This is a genomic window from Halomonas litopenaei, assembly GCF_017303055.1.
In the GTDB taxonomy this organism is placed as follows: Bacteria; Pseudomonadota; Gammaproteobacteria; order Pseudomonadales; family Halomonadaceae; genus Halomonas; species Halomonas litopenaei_A.
The window spans coordinates 89,857-107,929 of sequence record NZ_JAEKJT010000004.1; the positions used below are offsets into that span (position 1 = coordinate 89,857).

Genomic DNA, 18,073 nt, shown 5'->3' on the forward strand with positions numbered 1-18,073 from the left:
GCTCGAAACATGTATTCAGCGTTTCCCTAAGACACTGTGAACACCGTGTTCGGCAGATCACACGGCTAGCTCGACAGCGCCTTCTCTGGGCCTTCTCTGGGCCTTCTCTGGGCCTTCTCTGGGCCTTCTCAGGGGCTGCTCAGGGGCTACTCAGGGCCTGCTTATGCCAGGCTGACTGCGGCAGCACCTGCTGGAGTGATGACGTGGCTCAGCATGGAGGCCACCTTGGCGGTGTGGGACTGCGCCATGCGTGTCGCGGTTTCCTCGACGTAGGGTCCCATCTCGTGCGGGTCCAGCGCGCGCTGCACCATTCCCAGGTACTCGGCCTGATCGGCACCATAGTCACGGTTGCCCAGGGCTACCTGGCCGACGCCGTAGTCACGGCCGAAGGCGCCGAGATAGATCGATGCCAATGAGTCACGCGCGTCACTCTGTTGGAGGCCCGCCATGGCGGTTTCCATCGGCATGAAGCGGGCTTTGCCTCGGGCGGCGATACAACTGTCACAGGCCATGGCCAGCTCGTGACCACCGTAACGGGCAATCCCTTCTACCCGGGCGATGGTCACCTGGGGCAGTTGACCAATACGGGTCAACAGTGCCTTGAAGTCCTGATAGGCGTCTTCATTGCGGACGTTGAACTTTCCATCCAGCTGCTGACAGCTGCTGCCACCAATCTGGGCGTTGAAGATATCGGGATGACGCGACTGAAACACCACGACGCTGATAGTGACGTCCAGCTCCAGCTGCTGTACCACTGTGGTCAACTCTTCCAGCGCCAGCTCACTGGAGTGTTCGGTGGGCGCGTCGCTGAAGCTGATCCAGGCGATGGCGTCGTCGATCTGAACATCTAGGGTGGCAAGCTTCTGGTAGCGCATGGGGTGTCTCCGCTGGCATGGTCGCTTGGCGATGTTGGCTTAGCGATACTGTTCTGTTGTCGTCGTTGTCTAAGCCAACTTAGCGCGCCGTTGGTCCAAGCAGAATAGCTACTTTCCGCTTTCAGAATTTAGATTTTCTATATAATGCCAGAGCACTTGATGTAAACGCTTGAAGCCGCGAGATAATACCCTCCCCTCATCTTTCAGGAGTCAGCGCATGGATACCGACGGCTTGCGCCTGTTTGTCCTGGCGGCAGAAACGCTGAATATCAGCGCAGCCGGACGTCAGCTGGGAATCGCCCCCGCCGTAGCCAGTGCTCGACTGTCGAAGCTGGAAACCCAGGTGGGGGCCGACCTGCTGCACCGCTCGACCCGCAAGGTCTCGCTCTCACCGGAAGGTGCCGCCTTTCTGCCTTTTGCCAGGGAAATGCTGGCCCAGGCAGATGCCGGGCTTGCGGTGCTTGGCAAGGACAGCGAAGACGTGGTCGGCCGACTGCGTTTTGCCGCATCCAGCACCTTCGCCCAGCAGTACATTGCTCCTATCCTCCCGGAGTTTCTGGAACGTTATCCGGGCATCAGCGTCGATCTCCGGCTCTCCGATACCCAGATGAACCTGATCGAGGGCGGTTATGACCTGGCCCTGCGCAACTACCCCATCGAGGACAGCAGTCTCAAGGCGCGCAAGCTGGCCGACGATCGCCGTATTCTGTGCGCCTCCCCCGGTTATCTGGAGCGCTACGGGATTCCCACGTCCCCCCAGCAACTGGCCGAACATAGCCTGTTGGTGTTCCAGGACGGGGCGCCCCGCGCGCTGGCCAAGCATGGCGTCAGAACCCCTCACACCTTTCCCCCCGCCGGGATCAAGCCGCGGGTGTACTGCGATGACGGCGCCAGCATGAGATACGCCGCGGTGGCGGGAGTCGGCATCACCATGCATGCGCTCTGGAGCGTTCGCCACAACCTCGACCAGGGCAACCTCATTCGCGTGCTGCCGGACTACGAAGTGGACGATCGATCGGCCATCTGGCTGGTCTACCCAAAGTCCAGCGTGGTCACGGCCAAGGTCCGGGTGTTTATCGATTTTCTGCTGGAAAAGATCGGCGACCCGCCAGTCTGGGAGCGCTAACGACGGCGCGGGCTATGTCGTAACGGGCCAGCTTCGCGAAATGGAAGAAACTGATTCCGGCCTCATGGCGTTTTTCTGCCGTGGCGATTCGGACATCCTGAGCAGCAACTCAACCCCTGACTCAGGAGTCGCACCATGCCCGCAACTACTCTCTCCGCCAGCACCCTCTCCGCCAGCACCATGCACGCCATGGTCCTCAACAGCTACGGCCCCGACGCACCCTTTGAGCCGGCGACCCTGCCGCGCCCCACGGTGACACCGGGTCACGTGCTGGTGCGCGTCAGCGCCACCAGCGTCAACACTATCGACACCATGATCCGGCAGCTCGGCCAGGAAGAGCTGCCCATCGCGCCGGCCCTTCCCGCCGTGCTCGGCATGGACTTCGCCGGTACCGTGGTCGAGGTCGGCGAAGGCGTCACCGACGTTGCACCGGGGGATGAGGTCTACGGCTGCGCTGGCGGCCTGGGTGATCTGCAAGGCACCCTGGCGGACTACATGCTGGCAGATGCTCGGCTGATTGCCCGCAAGCCTGATCGCCTGTCCATGCGCCAGGCAGCAGCACTGCCATTGGTGGCGATCACAGCTTACGAGGGTCTGACGCGGTCAGGCGCAGGTAACGGCCACAAGGTGCTGGTCCATGGCGGCGCCGGTGGCGTTGGGCATGTGGCAGTGCAACTGGCCAAGCACTTCGGCTGCGAGGTCTTCGCCACCGGGTCTGGCGCCGCCCAGCTGGCCCAGATCGAGGCCTTCGGCGCGACCGCCATCGACTTCAAGGAACAGTCCGTCGAGGACTACGTGCAGCGTTACACCGACGGCGCCGGTTTCGATGTCATCTTCGATACTGTCGGGGGGAGCAACCTGCTCAACTCCTTCAATGCCGTAGCGCTGAATGGCCAGGTGACCACTACCCTGTCTCTGGCAGAACTGGACATGTCGGCGGCACACTTCAAGGGCGCATCGCTGCACGTGATCTTCATGCTGATTCCGATGATTCACAATGTCGGCCGCGAGGTTCATGGCACGATCCTGGCGCGCCTGGCCGAGATCATCGATGCCGGTGCACTGACCCCATTGGTCGATGACCACCGCTTTGGCCTTGGCGATGTCGGCCAGGCGTATGCTCATCTCACCTCCGGCAAGGCCGTGGGCAAGGTGGTGGTAGAGCTGGACGCTGAAAGCGACGCCTGATCGCCTCGCCAGGTGCCCCGGCCATCCATGCCTGGCCACGGCGCGATCATCGCGTCCTGAAAGACAAAGGGCTCGCCTGATGGCGAGCCCTTTGTCTATGGCAAACGCGAGTGGCGACCTGTACAGCATACGCAGGGGCCAACCCCGGCTCCTGTCCTGTCACCGCTCCACTCTCTTGCTCTAGGAAAACCACCGCGCCAGCTTGACCCGCGCCAGTTGTCGATGCTCTTCCTTGACGTAGGAGGCCACGGTGATCAGCGCCACCGCCAGCATGCCCATGTCGTCGGTGTAGCCAATCAGCGGGGTCAGATCCGGCAGCGCGTCGATGGGAGAAATAAAGTAGCCAAGCGCCCCATAGATGGTGGTCTTGGCCCACACTGGAGTGTCCTTGTCGCGAGCGGCGTAGTACAGCGTCAGCGCCCGTGACAGGGTGACCTCGCCAGCGGCCTTGGCATAACGGCTGACCTTGGCCCAGAAGCGTTCGTCCGAATAGTGTTCCGCGTGATCTGGTTCATCGGCCAGAATCACTTCTTGCCTGGTGTTGTCATTCATCTCATCAACCTCCTGATCAGCTACCGGCAGCCTGGCCTCATTCCGTGAGCCAAGCCAGCACTGCGTCAATGCCTGCCTGGACGAGTCGCTGGATGGCGCGCCATTGCATGCCTTACCAGTACCGCATGGGCTGCGGGGTCTGCCCCTCGGGCGCAGGGCACCGCTCGGCTGAGCTATGCAGCGCTTGCTTAGTGAAGCAGGACTCCCGCGGCGACTTCAATGGGTCTGCTGGGCGGGCACTGGCATCGATCTGCGTCCGCCCAGGGCTCATCCATTACCTGGGGTCCAGTATGACGCCAGCATAGCGCGATCTTCCTTAACTCCGGATAGATTGTTGTCGCAAACGAAAAAGTGTTTCGGCCCCAGGTGCCTTTTTCCCGTCAGCTTGCGACAGCACACTCGTGCCATGACCCTTCTGTTGATGCCTTACATAAGGCAGGAGCCACAATGAGCTTGCAACGTTTGACCCAGGGGCCTCTCACCATTGGTCTTGAGCTCCCCCTGGATAACGACTGGAGCCAGCCGGGCGAGGCGTCGAGACGACGGGACGATCGCCCCTTCGGCGTACCGGATCTGAGCGCTCACCTGGAGCGCGCCCAGCTGGCGGACCAACTTGGCTTTCGCGCGCTGTGGCTGCGCGATGTTCCGCTCTACGACCCCAGTTTCGGTGACGCCGGCCAGGTGTTCGAGCTGTTCACGTACCTGGGGTATCTCGCGGCATCTACCCGGCAGACCCTGCTGGGTACCGCGGCAGCCGTGTTGCCGCTGCGCACGCCGTGGCTGGTAAGGAAGGCCGCCGCCAGCGTGCAACACCTCAGCCACAACCGCCTGCTGCTGGGCGTCGCCAGCGGAGACCGCCCGGTGGAATATCCCTTGTTCGGTGTGCCGTTCGAGCAGCGAGGTGAGGCCTTTCGCGATGCGGTAGCGGTGCTCAAGGGCGACGCCGACCAGCGCCTTGACGCGGGACAGGCCCTGCTGCCGGAGGCAGAGCAGCCACCATTGCTGGTCGCCGGTCTGGCTCAGCAGCGCCCCGACTGGGTCGGGCAGCACATGGACGGCTGGCTGGCCTACCCAGGCACCCCCGACGACCACGTTCGAAGAGTCGACCTGTGGCGCAGGGTGGCCGGCGACAAGCCCTACGTCAGCTTCATCCACCTGGACCTGGCCGAGAACCCTGAGGAACCGCCACGCCGACATCGCTTCGGCCTGCGGGTCGGCAGCCAGGGCCTGATTCAGGAGCTGACGGCCATGCAGGCTGCAGGTGTCAACCACATCGGGCTTAACCTGCGGCGCACCCAGGCCCCGATCGAGGATACCCTGCAGCGCCTGGCTGCCGAGGTACTGCCCACCTTTCACCACGACGCTGAGGCGTCGTCGTCTTCTACAACGCAACAGGATGTTACCCATGCCCCAGCATGACACCTTCAAGGCCTGGACTTGGCACGAGCCGGGGGAGCCGCGGTCCCTCACCCTGGAAGATCACGAGATGCGCCCCGCCGAGGCCGGTGAGGTCATCGTCGATACCAGGGCCATCGGCCTGAACCCGGTCGACTGGAAATTCATCGCCATGGAAAGTCGCCTGTGGCAGCCCGGTCAGATTCCCGGTGTCGATGCGGCCGGCGTGGTGATTGACGCCGGCCCTGGCGTCGACCACCTGGCACCCGGCGACCGTATTGCGGTACACACCTCGCTGGCCGGACCCGGCACCTTTGCCACCCGACTCAGGCTGCCCGCCCGTGCGGTCATGCGGCTTCCGGATGGTATCGACTTCATCACCGCGGCGGCGTTCCCGTGCCCGGTGTTGACCGCCTGGCAGGCCATCGAAAAGCTGCCCGTCACGACCGGTGCGCACCTGCTGGTGTCCGGCGGCTCAGGTAGTGTGGGGCGTATCATCGTGCAGCTGGCCAAGGCGCGTGGCTTCCACGTGATCGCCATGTCCTCTCCCGAACGTCATGAACTGCTGTACGCCCTGGGGGCCGACGAGGCCATCAGCTCACCCCATCAGCTGACGGCACCGCTCTTCGCCGTCATCGATACCGTGAACGGCGAGCACGCCCGCCAACTGTCACAGCATCTGGGCGCCAATGGCCATGTCGTATGTGTACAGGACCGCTTGGACGGCCCAGTGGCGCCGCCGTTCGAGCGTGCCCTGTCCCAGCATGAGGTGGCGTTGGGCGCGTTGCACATGACCGGCACCGACCAGGACTGGCAGGCGCTGGTCAACGCTGGAGAGACACTGCTGAACCAGGTGGCCGAAGGCGCCCTGTCGCTGTCCGATGTGGCGGTGGATGAGTTTGATGCGCTGCCGACCCGCCTGAGCGAGCTCAAGCACGGCCCGCGGCAGGCAGGCAAGCTGGTCATCCGTGTAGACGGCTAGGCAGTAGACGGCTTAGCGGCGCAAGGGCTGGCGACAGAGCGTCGCCCGCCCCTTTCAGACGGTGCGGTCAGACGGAGCGGTCAGAGGGAACGTTCAGGCGGAGCGGTCCGCCACTGGGCCAAGGGGGCCGGCCGCCTTGCCGTACATCTCGGCAAAGCCTGGGATATGCGCCTCCCACTTGGGGGGCGTGCCGACCATCTCGCGCAGAATCTCGATAAACCGCCGGGTCCGCAGCGGCATCTCGCGATGGGGATACAGCAAGGTGATGATGCCAAAGGCCGGTAGCGGCAGGTCGGTCATCAGCGGCACGATCTTGCCCTCCTTGACCTCATCACTCATGGCAAAGGCTGGCAGCACGCCAATGCCCATCCCGGCCATCACGCCCCGTTTCACCACTTCCGCCTCACTGGTACGCATCTGGCTATTGAGCGGCAGCTTCTGCTCTCGTCCCTGGTCGTCCAGATAGGGCAGGTAGTCCACCTGAAACTCGAGGGAGCTGAAGGTCAGCGCGGGCAGCCGCGACAGTGTGGCGAGATCGCGGGGCTCTCCATGGCGCTCGATAAATTCCGGGCTTGCACCAATCAGCAGATGGTTCGGTGCCAGCGGCGAGGATACCAGCGTCGAGTCCTGAATATCCCCCACCCGCAGGACCAGGTCGTAGCCCTCCCCGATCACGTCGACCCGGCGCTCCTCCAGCTGCAGATCCACTTCGACGTCGGGATAGTGTTCGCGAAAGCGACGCATGGCCTCGAAGCCCAGGCAGCGACCAAGAATGCCGGGAGCACTGATCTTCAACCTGCCGCTGGGTGCCTGCTGCAGGTTCTCTGCCAGCGCCTGAGTGTTATACATCCATTCCCGCAGCTCGCGGCCCTGCTGAACCATGGCGAAGCCTGCCTGGGTCAACGACAGCGAGCGGGTAGAACGATTGAGCAGGCGGACGCCCAGCTCCTGCTCGAGCCTCGCGATATGCTTGGACACGACGGACCGATCCAGCTCACGCCGCTTTGCCGCCTCAGAGAAACTGCCAAGTTCCGCTACGTCTACCAGCAGCAGCAGTCGGCTGGGTTGGTCCATCGTGTCTTTCCTCGTGTGGGGGTTGGGAGCAGGGATCTCGGGGCTGAGGTCCCGGCGCTGAGATCTCGGCCTGAGAATGTGGGGGCGATTGATTCAGCATAAAACCGTGCATATGTGGCAACAATAATGTGCGACCAACCGGTCTAATACAACCCCCAATCAACGATTACACTGGCCAACCTTTTTTCGAGGAGTCGCCAGATGTCACATCTCAGCCCCCCGCGCGACCCCCAGGTGGCGTCGCAATCTCCCTCTCGCACCCTGCCCAGTGCCAGCATTCCCTCTGCTGGCCGTCTGCTTCTCGGGGTGCTGGGGATGGCCAGCCTTGGCCTGTTGCTGGCGGCTTGCCAGCCCAGCGAGGGCCAGTCGAACCAGAATGCCTCAGGCGCGGCCAGCGAGGCCCCCGCCGTCGAGGTCGTCGAGGCCGTGCGCCAGCCGGTCTCGAACTGGTATCGCTACACCACGCGCCTCGAGGCACCGGAGCGGGTCACCCTGCGTCCCCGGGTGACCGGCCAGGTCGCCGACATTCTGTTCGAGGAAGGCAGCCTGGTCGAACAGGGACAGCCCTTGGTGCGCCTGGACCTGGCCCCCTTCGAGGCACGTGTGCGTGAGCTGGAAGCCCAGCTCGCCCGAGGCAAGGCAGAGCAGGCCCGGGCCAACGGCGAGGCCAATCGCGCCAATCAGCTGGTTGGCCGCAACCTGATGGCCCGCGAGGAAGCCGAAGCACGCCGGGCAGGCGCCCAGGCTCAGGGTGCACAGGTCGCATCCCTGCAGGCCCAGCTCGACAGCGCGCGCCTGGACCTGGCACACGCCGAGGTCACCGCGCCGATCAGTGGGCGCGTCTCGCGTGCCGACCTGACCGTGGGCAACGTGGTCAGCGCCGGGCAAAGCGTGTTGACCACGATTGTCAGCACCGACCAGGTCGACGCTTACTTCGATATCGATGAACGTACCTGGAATCGCGACTTCGCGGCGGTGACAGCCGACCAGGGCTGGCCGGTGGAGCTGCAGCTCGCTGGCCAGGATGAGTTTGCCTTCGAGGGCCAGCTCGACTTCATCGACAACCAGGTGGATGAAGCCACCGGCACCCTGCGAGTGCGTGCCCGCTTCGATGCGGCGCATCCGTCCCTGCGTCCCGGTGCCTTTGCCAGGGTGAGACTCGCCGCTGCACGTGACCGCGAGGGTGTGCTGGTGCCCGACCGTGCCATCGGCACCGACCTGGACGCCAACTTTGTGCTGGTGGCTGGCGATGACGGCACCCTTGCCTATCGCAAGGTGACCACCGGTGCGCGTTTCGGCGCCTGGCGCGAGATCACCGAAGGCCTGGAGGGTGGCGAGCCGGTGGTCGCGGCAGGACCGTCGAAGTTTGGCCCCGGCATGGCGGTGTCTCCCCAGGTCATCGACGGGCCGGACCGCTCCACGCTGGAACAGCTGCGCCAGCGCACCGAGCGCCTGGCCCAGCGGCTGGGCGGTTCGTCCGGCGAGATTGCGGACACACAGCCAGCGCCGAGCGACGAGGGCCCTGCTGACGCGCTTGCCGCGGACAGTGCCGCGGGCGGCGACGAAGCACAGGAGCGTTCATGAATCTGTCGAGTTTCTTCATTCGCCGTCCGGTGTTCGCGGCGGTCCTGTCGATACTGATCGTGGTGGCGGGAAGCCTGGCGCTGGTCAAGCTGCCGATCTCGGAGTATCCCGAGGTGGTGCCGCCCACGGTCGTGGTCAAGGCCAACTATCCAGGCGCCAACCCTGAAGTCATCGCCAAGACCGTGGCGACGCCCCTGGAGCAGGAGATCACCGGGGTGGAGGGAATGCTGTACATGGATTCCCAGTCCACCGCCGATGGCAACCTGACGCTGACCGTGACCTTCGCTCTCGGCACCGACCTGGACCAGGCCCAGGTCAACGTCCAGAACCGTGTTGCCCGTGCAACACCCCGCCTGCCCCAGGAGGTTCAGGCCCTGGGCGTGACGACCGAGAAGTCGTCTCCCAACCTGACGATGGTGGTCCACCTGACCTCACCCGACGGTCGCTACGATCAGCTGTGGCTGTCGAACTTCGCGCGGCTGAACCTGCAGGACGATATCGCTCGCCTCGATGGTGTCGGTGATGTGCAGCTGTTCGGTGCCGGCGAATATGCCATGCGGGTGTGGCTGGATCCTGACGCGGTGGCTTCCCGTGGCCTCAGCGCCAGCGATGTGGTGGCCGCCCTGCGCGAGCAGAACCAGCAGGTCGCGGCGGGTAGCCTGGGCGCACAACCGGCGCCCAGCGAGAGCCAGTTCCAGCGCCTGCTCAACGTCAAGGGACGGCTGTCGTCACCGGAGGAATTTCGCGACATCGTGATCCGCGTGGACGACGATGGCCGCATTACGCGCCTGGGTGACGTGGCGCGGGTCGAGCTGGGGGCTGACCAGTATGCCCTGCGCGCTCAGCTCGATGGCAAGGACGCGGTCGCCATGCCGGTCTTCCAGCGCCCCGGCTCCAATGCCATAGCGCTGTCCGACGGCGTGCGCGACTACATGTCCGAGGCGGCCAAGGCCTTCCCCGATGGCGTGGGTTACGACATCGTCTATGACCCCACCGTCTTCGTGCGCGGCTCCATCGAGGCGGTGGTCCACACCCTGCTCGAGGCGGTGCTGCTGGTGGTAGTCGTGGTCGTGCTGTTCCTGCAGACCTGGCGCGCCTCCCTGATCCCGTTGATCGCGGTACCGGTCTCGCTGATCGGCACCTTTGCGGTGATGCAGTTGATCGGGGTATCGATCAACACCCTGTCGCTGTTCGGACTGGTGCTTGCCATCGGCATCGTGGTGGATGACGCCATCGTCGTGGTGGAGAACGTGGAGCGTAACATCGAGCTCGGCCACTCCCCCTACGAGGCGACCCAGATCGCCATGCGTGAAGTGACCGGTCCGATCATTGCCATCGCCCTGGTACTGACCGCCGTGTTCGTGCCGACCGCGTTCATCAGTGGACTGACGGGCCAGTTCTACCAGCAGTTCGCCCTGACCATCACCATCTCGACGCTGATCTCGGCCTTCAACTCGTTGACCCTGTCACCGGCGCTGTCGGCCCTGTTGCTCAAGCCGCATGGGGCGAAGCCGGACTGGCTGACCCGGGTGATCGATGGCCTGTTCGGACGCTGGCTGTTCGCCCCGTTCAACCGTGCCTTTGCCGCCATGTCGCGGGGCTATACAGGTCTGATTCGCCGCCTGCTGCGCTTCGGTCTGATCGTCGGCCTCGGTTATCTGGCGCTGCTCGGTCTGACCGGCAAACTGTTCCAGGAAGTGCCGGGCGGCTTTATCCCCTCCCAGGACAAGCAGTATCTGGTGGCGATGGCCCAGCTGCCTGACGCGGCAAGCCTTGAGCGCACCAGTGAGGTCATCAGCGAAATGCAGGAGATTGCGCTGTCGACCCCGGGTGTCGCCCATACCGTGGCCTTCCCTGGGCTATCGGTGAACGGCTTCGTCAATGCCTCGAATTCAGGCATCGTGTTCACCCCGCTGGATGCGTTCGAGGATCGCCAGTCGCCGGAGCTGTCTGCCAGCGCCATTGCGGCTCGCTTGAACGCCCAGTTCAGCCAGATCGACGAGGCCTATGTGGCGGTCTTCCCGCCGCCGCCGATTCTGGGACTTGGCACCACAGGTGGCTTCAAGTTGCAGCTGCAGGACCGCGGCAACGTGGGGTTCACCGGCCTGTTCGACGCTACCCAGGCGGTCGTGGCAGCGGCCAACCAGGATCCGCGCTTGGCCGGCGTGTACTCCAGCTATCGGATACAGGTACCGCAATTTGACGTGGAGGTGGACCGCGAGCAGGCGCTGGTGATGAATGTCTCGCTGGATGCGGTATTCGACACCCTGCAGATCTATCTGGGCTCGCTCTACGTCAATGACATCAACCGCTTTGGCCGCACCTATCAGGTACGCGCCCAGGCCGATGCCGAATATCGCCTGGATGCCGAGGCCATTCGTCAGCTCAAGGTGCGCAGCAACGACGGTCGGATGATCCCGCTTGGCAGCTTCGTCGACGTCAGCCCCACCACGGGACCTGACCGGGTAATGCACTACAACACCCTTGTCAGCGCTGATATCAACGGCTCACCCGCGCCCGGCATGTCCAGCGACCAGGCCAAGCAGGCCATCGAGGAAGTGCTGGCCGACACCTTGCCTTCCGGTGTGGACTATGAGTGGACCGAGGTGACCTATCAGCAGGTGCTGGCAGGTAACACCATGATCTACGTCTTCCCGCTGGTGGTGCTGCTGGTGTTCCTGGTGCTGGCGGCCCAGTACGAGAGCTGGTCACTGCCCTTCTCGATCATCCTGATCGTGCCGATGACACTGCTGTCTGCTATGGCCGGGGTGTGGCTGACCGGGGGAGACAACAACATCTTCACCCGTATCGGACTCATCGTGCTGGTGGCGCTGGCCTGCAAGAACGCGATTTTGCTGGTGGAGTTTGCCAGGGAACAGCAGGACCAGGGGCAGTCGCGCCTCGACGCCGTGCTGACCGCTTGCCGCCTGCGCCTTCGTCCGATCCTGATGACCTCGGTGGCCTTCACCGCGGGTGTTATCCCGCTGATGCTGGCTAGCGGCGCCGGCAGCGAGATGCGTCAGGCCATGGGCGTGGCGGTGTTCTACGGGATGATTGGCGTCACCGTCTTCGGCCTGCTGCTGACCCCGCTGTTCTACGTTGGCGTGCGCCGCATGGTGGAACGCAAGCGCGCCAACGCTAGCCCCAGCGCTCCCGCACTGGAGGGCGATGCCCCTCATCAGTGACCGCGCGCAGTGCGCGAGCACTGCAACGAGTTCCAATGCTGTTTCGATGACAGCCCTCTTGCCCCGGCCTACCCCAGCCGGGGCTTTTTTGGTCCATCGCCGACAACGGTAAACAGGTAAGGCTTGGGACAAGGGGAACACAGAACTGGCGGCGCGCCCACGAAAGCCCATGCCGGCCACCTCGGCGAGGCGGCCCACAAAGGATGAATCAGCAAGGATGTATGAGGAAGACCGGCTCAGGAAGACTGAATCAGGAAGGATAGATCAGTGCGGACGATCCTGGCGCAGGGCTTCAATGGCATCGGCCATATCCTCGGCGAGGGCGTGCACCGCAGCGCTGTCGACATCACGCTGAGCAAAGGCCCGCAGTCCCATCACTTCGGCCTGCATCCGGCGGCCGAGGCGCACCGGATCTGCCCCAGCGGGAAGCTCCTGGGCATCACGCGCTGCTTCAAAACGTTCGACAAAGCGCTGCTCCATCGCCACCAGCAGGGTCTCCGCCTTGGACAACGCCACCTGTTCACGCTCGCCCAGCTCCAGCAGACTCTTCATCAACATGCAGGCGCGGCTGGGCACTTCGCTGTCACGCAGGCCTCCCAGCTTGCGCAAATAGGCGGCAAGCCCGGACAGCGGTGACGGGTGCTCGGCCATGATCCGTTCCAGCTCTACCAGGGCCAGACGGGCATAGCGTTCAAGGGCTTCCTGAAAAAGCGCATCCTTGCTGCCAAAGGTGGCGTAGATGCTGCCAGGACGCATGTCGAGCACCCGTTCCAGATCCTTGAGCGAAGTCGCATGAAAGCCTTTCTGCCAGAACAGGTGCAGCGCTCGTTCCAGTGAGTCCTGGCGATTATGCAGTGTGGCTCGCGGCATGGTGAATCCGATGTTCCCGGTCAGTGGCTGACCTTCAGAAAATTGAGTGTTCGCTCAAATTTTATCTTGAGTGATCGCTCAGGTATAGCTAGAGTATGCCGGAACGGCTTTCAGCACGGTTTGCTGGCGGCCAATCTTGAGCAATCGCTCAACAAAACGGACTCAATGGCGCGTGCAACGCTTTAGGCTGCCACGGCCTGCGCCCTGACCACAGACGCCATCACACAGGAGGCAACATGACTCGCTTCACTCTCCATGACAAGCAAAGTGCCCCAGCCGACAGCCAGGCACTGCTCGACAACTCCGTCAAGGCGTTCGGCATGGTCCCCAACCTGCATGCGGTCATGGCCGAGGCACCGGGCCTGCTGGAAGGCTACCAGCAGCTGCACCAGCTGTTCCTGGACTCCAGTTTCGATGCGGACGAAACCACCGTGGTGTGGCAAACCATCAACGTGGAGCACAACTGCCACTACTGTGTGCCGGCGCACACCGCCATCGCCAAGCAAATGGGCGTGGACGACGCGGTCAGCGATGCCCTGCGCAACGAGACCCCGCTGCCCAACGAGCGCCTCGAAGCCCTGCGCACCTTCACCCTGAGCATGGTACGCGAGCGCGGTTTCGTGGATGCCGATGCGGTCCAGGCCTTCCTGGATGCCGGCTACACTAAGCGCCAGGTACTCGAGGTCGTGCTGGCACTGTCACAGAAGGTGATGAGCAACTACACCAACCACCTGGCCGACACTCCGGTAGACGAACCCTTCGCCAAGTTTGACTGGCACAAGGCAAAGTAAGTCGTGACTGGGCAACGGACCACCCTGCAATGCTACCTTGGCCCGTTGCCCATCACACTGCCCTCCTCGCCATCTGTGCTGCTCTCAAGCACCGATCGTCCATGATGCAGATCGCGCCTGGAACCGATAGCTTAGGTACGAGACAGCTGAGGAATAGCGAGTCAAGGCAAGCTCGTCCATTGCAAGGAGGTGATATGAGTGATCACGCAATTCCCAAGGTGCTGGTCTTCGACGTCAACGAGACGCTGCTCGACCTGACCCACCTTGAGCCACTGTTCGAGCGGCTGTTCGACGACCCTGGAATGCTGAGGGAGTGGTTTGCCCAGTTGATCCTTTACTCACAGACCATGACCCTGTCGGGGCTCTACACCCCGTTTGGACAGCTCGGCGCTGGCGCGCTGCGGATGACAGCCGATATCCATGACATCGCCCTTGAGCAAAGCGATATCGATGAGCTGGCATCTCGCATCGGCTCCATGCCCGCACATCCGGATGTGGCCCCAGCGCTTGAACGGCTGAAGGCAGCAGGCTTCCGCCTGGTGACCCTGACCAACTCTGCCCCGGGCGCCTCACCGTCGCCACTAGAAAGGGCCGGGCTGAGCGACTATTTCGAGCGCAGCTTCAGTGTCGAGCCGGTCAGGCAATTCAAGCCCGCCGCATCCACCTATGCTCAAGTCGCCCAGGAGATGCAGGCCGAAGGGCATGAACTGTGCCTGATTGCGTGCCATTTGTGGGACACCATTGGCGCCCAGGCATGCGGCTGGCAAGGGGCACTGGTCCTGCGTCCCTACAACGCTCTGCTACCGGCGCAGAACGTCCCGATGCCTGACTATGTCACCGATAACCTGTCACAACTGGCAGATCAATTGATTACTTAACCCTATGTTATATCTTGGTTTTTAAATTCCAAGCAGTAACAGGACAGGGCGGTCTCAATGAGTAAGTGCAATAGTGACTACACCGACGATTTGCTCCACCGCACGTTACGCGAACGATGCATCTGTAGCTGAAAAGACTTAAGGGTTTGCGCTGGCGTCGCCCGACGACTTCAGCGCTTCTCTTATTCAGCGCTTCTCTTATTCAGCGCTTCTCTCATTCAGCGCTTCTCTAGGCACCAGCGATAATCTGGCGAATTGATAGACGGCTATCGACAGGTGGCTATCAACAGAGCGGTCAGGCCATATGTGACAATTGTCACCTCAAGATACCGAGACTGACTTTTTCTTTTGCCTGGTCTTGCCAGATCTTCACGCTTTTCATCTCTCTCGTTTTTTCTTGCGCTGTTGCCCCCTCTTTCTATCTCCCCTCTTTCTCTCCCGTGACGCCTCTTACAGCGCCTCGCTTCTCCGACATCTGGTCTCCAAGATGCAGGTGTCCTTAGGGGCATTAGGAGCATTCGGAGCATTCGGAGCATTCGGAGCATTCGGAGCATTAGCAGCATTTACAATAAACCTACAAAGTGACAATGCCGTCGATCTCGTCAGTAAATGCCGGGAAATAATAGGGCTAATCAACGAATCGGAGTCATTCTCACCTGTGGCCATAGCGGAGATCTGGCTCAGCCGAGGTTTTCAGCACATAAAATCAGCGAACGTTATCTATACTCGGCCTGGGAACAAATAAGAACCCATCGCTAGATTTTGTGATTCAGAGCAAGCGCTATCGTCAGGGAGACGTCAAGGTGTTCAAAAATCCTAAATTGCCAACAGGCTCGGCCCACTGGTGCCACTGGCTGACAGCCAGTCTGGCGCTGTCCATGTCGGCCTCTGCCCTCGCCCAGGACGACAGTGCGTCACAGGAACAGGACTCCGAGAGTTCGGGCAAGCCGAACATTCTGGTGCTGTGGGGTGACGACATTGGCCAGTCCAACATTTCCGCCTTTACCCACGGACTGGTGGGCTACCAGACCCCCAACATCGACCGCATTGCCGACGAAGGCATGATGTTTACCGACTACTACGGTGAGCAGTCCTGTACCGCCGGCCGCTCCTCGTTCATCACCGGGCAAAGTGTGTTCCGCACGGGTCTGTCCAAAGTGGGCCTGCCGGGTGCCGAACAGGGTATCAGCGAAGAAGATCCGACCATCGCTGCCATGCTCAAGGCAGAAGGCTATGCCACCGGTCAGTTCGGCAAGAACCACCTGGGTGATCGCGACGAGCACCTGCCCACCAACCACGGCTTTGATGAGTTCTTCGGCAACCTCTACCACCTGAATGCCGAGGAAGAGCCGGAACATCCCGACTATCCTGGCGATCTGGAAATGGCAGACGGTCGCACCTTCCGTGAGACCTATGGTCCCCGCGGCGTGATCAAGTCCACCGCCGATGGTCAGATCGAAGACACTGGTCCGCTGACCAAAGAGCGTATGGAAACCGTCGACGACGAGACCTCCGCTGCGGCACTGGACTTCATCGAGCGCAAGACCGCTGAAGGCACCCCGTGGTTCGTCTGGTGGAATGCCACGCGCATGCACTTCCGTACCCACGTCAAGGACGAGCTGCGCGGCGTCTCCGGCCAGAACGAATACGCCGACGGCATGGTCGAGCACGACATGCATATCGGCCAGTTCCTCGAAAAACTGGACGAGCTGGACATCGCCGACAACACCATCGTGTTCTACTCCACCGACAACGGGCCGCACATGAACACCTGGCCTGACGCGGGCATGACCCCGTTCCGTGGTGAGAAGAACACCAACTGGGAAGGCGGCTGGCGTGTTCCGGCCATGGTGCGCTGGCCGGGCCACATCGAGGAAGGCGCGATTTCCAATGAAATCATGCATCACATGGACTGGATGCCCACCCTGCTGGCGGCGGTCGGCAACGACACCGTCAAGGAAGACCTGATGGAAGGTGGCGTCGAAGCCATCGGCCGGGAGTACAACGTTCACCTGGACGGCTACAACTTCCTGCCGCTGCTGACCGGCGAGACAGAAGAAGGTCCACGCAACGAGGTGTTCTACTTCTCGGACGACGGTGACCTGACCGCCCTGCGCTACGACGACTGGAAGCTGGTGTTCATGGAGCAGCGTGTTGAGGGCACCTTCGAAGTCTGGGCCAACCCCTTCACACCGCTGCGCGTGCCGCTGATGTTCAACCTGCGCCGCGATCCCTATGAGCGTTCACAGCTGACGTCCAACACCTACTATGACTGGCTGCTGGAGCACTCCTTCCTGCTGGTGCCGGCCCAGGCCTACGTGGGTACCTTCCTCGAGACCTTCAAGGACTTCCCGCCCCGCATGAAGGCGGCAAGCTTCAGTCTCGACCAGGTCATGGAGGCCCTCGAGCAACCCGCCAGCGTTCAGTAACGCTGCATTGCCAGGATACAGGCCGCTCCCCAGGGAGCGGCCTGTTGCGTCATGACAACCGATCGCACCAGCGACCTGCCCTTCATCGAGGATGCTTCGCCATGAAAACCTTCATTACCACACGCGTGCTGCCTGCCTTGCTGGTGGCCGCCCTTCCGGCACTGGCTCAGGCGGATCCGCTGCCGTCCTGGAATGCGGGTCACAACAAGAGCGCTATCGTCGACTTTGTCGAGGCCGTCAGCGACCCCACCAGCGACGACTTCGTGCCGCAACAGCAGCGCATCGCGGTATTCGATAACGACGGCACCCTATGGGGCGAACAGCCCGCCTACTTTCAGCTGATGTACGCGCTGGATCGCGCCAGCGAGGCAGAGCCGGAGCAGCTGACCAGCGAGCTGCACCAGGCCGCAGCCGAGGGCGATATCGAGACCGTTCTGGAAGCCGGCGAAGAAGGCATTCAAGCGCTGCTGTCCTTGTCCCACCAAGACGTCTCCCTCGACGAGTTCGAGGAAGATGTGTCCGACTGGCTGGCCAACGCCACCCACCCGGACACCGGTCGCTTCTACGCCGACATGATCTACCAGCCCATGCTGGAACTGTTGAGCTACCTGCGTGACAGCGGCTTCTCCACCTATATCGTCTCCGGCGGCGGACTCCACTTCATCCGCACCTTCGCCGAAGACGTCTACGGCGTTCCCCCGCAGAATGTCATCGGCAGCACAGGGGGCCTGGAAGTCAAGGATCTGGACAGCGACCCCAGCCTGTACAAGCAAGAGGGTGATACCTGGATCAACGATGGTCCTCTGAAAATCGTGTCGATCGAGCGTCATATCGGCCAGCGTCCGATCATGGCGGTGGGCAACTCCGACGGCGACGTGCCGATGCTGATCTGGACGACCCAGGGAGATGGTCCGCGTATGGGCGTGCTGGTCCACCACACCGACGCCGAGCGCGAAGTGGCCTACGACAGGGACAGCCATATCGGTCGCCTGGCCGACGGCCTGGACCAGGCTGAAGACCGCGACTGGCAGGTCATCGACATGGCCAGCGACTGGCAGCGGGTCTATCCGCAAGCGCCCTGAACGCCAGTTCCACGATTAAACACGTCATCCGTCGGTTCAACCAAACGACGGATGACGTGATG

The 18,073-nt window shown here is 62.5% G+C and carries 14 protein-coding genes; 10 read left to right on the forward strand and 4 right to left on the reverse strand.

Annotation, left to right across the window (positions count from 1 at the left end; all coding sequences use genetic code 11):
- Positions 1–161: 161 nt before the first annotated feature.
- Positions 162–875 (reverse strand): enoyl-CoA hydratase/isomerase family protein, encoded by a 714-nt coding sequence (locus JF545_RS07810; RefSeq protein ID WP_206941051.1) that lies wholly within the window; start codon positions 873–875, stop codon positions 162–164.
- A gap of 217 nt (positions 876–1,092) precedes the next feature.
- Here JF545_RS07810 and JF545_RS07815 point away from each other — a divergent pair, with 217 nt between their 5' ends.
- Together JF545_RS07815 and JF545_RS07820 are read left to right on the forward strand one after the other, a co-directional pair.
- Complete coding sequence (locus JF545_RS07815) at positions 1,093–2,001, forward strand: LysR family transcriptional regulator (protein ID WP_206941053.1); 909 nt, start codon at positions 1,093–1,095, stop codon at positions 1,999–2,001.
- Between the two features lie 135 nt (positions 2,002–2,136).
- Positions 2,137–3,189, forward strand: a complete 1,053-nt coding sequence (locus JF545_RS07820; RefSeq protein WP_242520746.1) for a zinc-dependent alcohol dehydrogenase family protein — start codon at positions 2,137–2,139, stop codon at positions 3,187–3,189.
- A gap of 180 nt (positions 3,190–3,369) precedes the next feature.
- Here JF545_RS07820 and JF545_RS07825 read toward each other — a convergent pair whose 3' ends face one another.
- A complete protein-coding gene (locus tag JF545_RS07825; protein ID WP_206941055.1) occupies positions 3,370–3,741 on the reverse strand; it encodes a YkvA family protein in 372 nt (123 codons plus the stop codon).
- 447 nt (positions 3,742–4,188) lie between these two features.
- Between JF545_RS07825 and JF545_RS07830 the strand changes: the two genes are divergently transcribed.
- Together JF545_RS07830 and JF545_RS07835 are read left to right on the forward strand one after the other, a co-directional pair.
- Positions 4,189–5,160: a TIGR03571 family LLM class oxidoreductase gene (locus tag JF545_RS07830; protein WP_206941057.1), complete on the forward strand. Its 972-nt coding sequence runs from the start codon at positions 4,189–4,191 to the stop codon at positions 5,158–5,160.
- Positions 5,147–6,118, forward strand: a complete 972-nt coding sequence (locus JF545_RS07835) for an alcohol dehydrogenase catalytic domain-containing protein (protein ID WP_206941059.1) — start codon at positions 5,147–5,149, stop codon at positions 6,116–6,118. Before JF545_RS07830 ends, JF545_RS07835 begins: the two co-directional genes overlap by 14 nt.
- Positions 6,119–6,211: 93 nt before the next feature.
- On the opposite strand, the gene JF545_RS07840 is transcribed toward JF545_RS07835, so the two are convergent.
- Positions 6,212–7,192, reverse strand: coding sequence for a LysR family transcriptional regulator (locus JF545_RS07840; protein WP_206941060.1), 981 nt, complete (start codon positions 7,190–7,192; stop codon positions 6,212–6,214).
- A 201-nt stretch (positions 7,193–7,393) separates the two neighbouring features.
- Between JF545_RS07840 and JF545_RS07845 the strand changes: the two genes are divergently transcribed.
- Entirely contained in the window at positions 7,394–8,776 is a 1,383-nt protein-coding gene (locus JF545_RS07845; RefSeq protein ID WP_206941063.1) for an efflux RND transporter periplasmic adaptor subunit, read from the forward strand.
- Positions 8,773–11,961 carry an efflux RND transporter permease subunit gene (locus tag JF545_RS07850; RefSeq protein ID WP_206941065.1) on the forward strand — a complete coding sequence of 1,063 codons (3,189 nt, stop codon included), beginning with the start codon at positions 8,773–8,775 and terminating at the stop codon, positions 11,959–11,961. The genes JF545_RS07845 and JF545_RS07850 overlap by 4 nt, the downstream gene beginning before the upstream one ends.
- 264 nt (positions 11,962–12,225) lie before the next feature.
- On the opposite strand, the gene JF545_RS07855 is transcribed toward JF545_RS07850, so the two are convergent.
- Positions 12,226–12,831: a TetR/AcrR family transcriptional regulator gene (locus tag JF545_RS07855; RefSeq protein WP_206941066.1), complete on the reverse strand. Its 606-nt coding sequence runs from the start codon at positions 12,829–12,831 to the stop codon at positions 12,226–12,228.
- A gap of 236 nt (positions 12,832–13,067) precedes the next feature.
- On the opposite strand from JF545_RS07855, the gene JF545_RS07860 reads away from it, so the two are divergent.
- The 4 genes from JF545_RS07860 to JF545_RS07875 all read left to right on the forward strand — a co-directional run bounded on the left by JF545_RS07860 (position 13,068) and on the right by JF545_RS07875 (position 18,011).
- Positions 13,068–13,622 carry a carboxymuconolactone decarboxylase family protein gene (locus JF545_RS07860; RefSeq protein WP_206941068.1) on the forward strand — a complete coding sequence of 185 codons (555 nt, stop codon included), beginning with the start codon at positions 13,068–13,070 and terminating at the stop codon, positions 13,620–13,622.
- Between the two features lie 194 nt (positions 13,623–13,816).
- Complete coding sequence (locus tag JF545_RS07865) at positions 13,817–14,500, forward strand: haloacid dehalogenase type II (RefSeq protein WP_206941070.1); 684 nt, start codon at positions 13,817–13,819, stop codon at positions 14,498–14,500.
- Positions 14,501–15,378: 878 nt separating this feature from the next.
- Positions 15,379–16,929: an arylsulfatase gene (locus tag JF545_RS07870; RefSeq protein ID WP_206941072.1), complete on the forward strand. Its 1,551-nt coding sequence runs from the start codon at positions 15,379–15,381 to the stop codon at positions 16,927–16,929.
- Positions 16,930–17,030: 101 nt separating this feature from the next.
- Positions 17,031–18,011 carry an HAD family hydrolase gene (locus tag JF545_RS07875; protein WP_206941074.1) on the forward strand — a complete coding sequence of 327 codons (981 nt, stop codon included), beginning with the start codon at positions 17,031–17,033 and terminating at the stop codon, positions 18,009–18,011.
- The last annotated feature ends 62 nt before the right edge of the window (positions 18,012–18,073 follow it).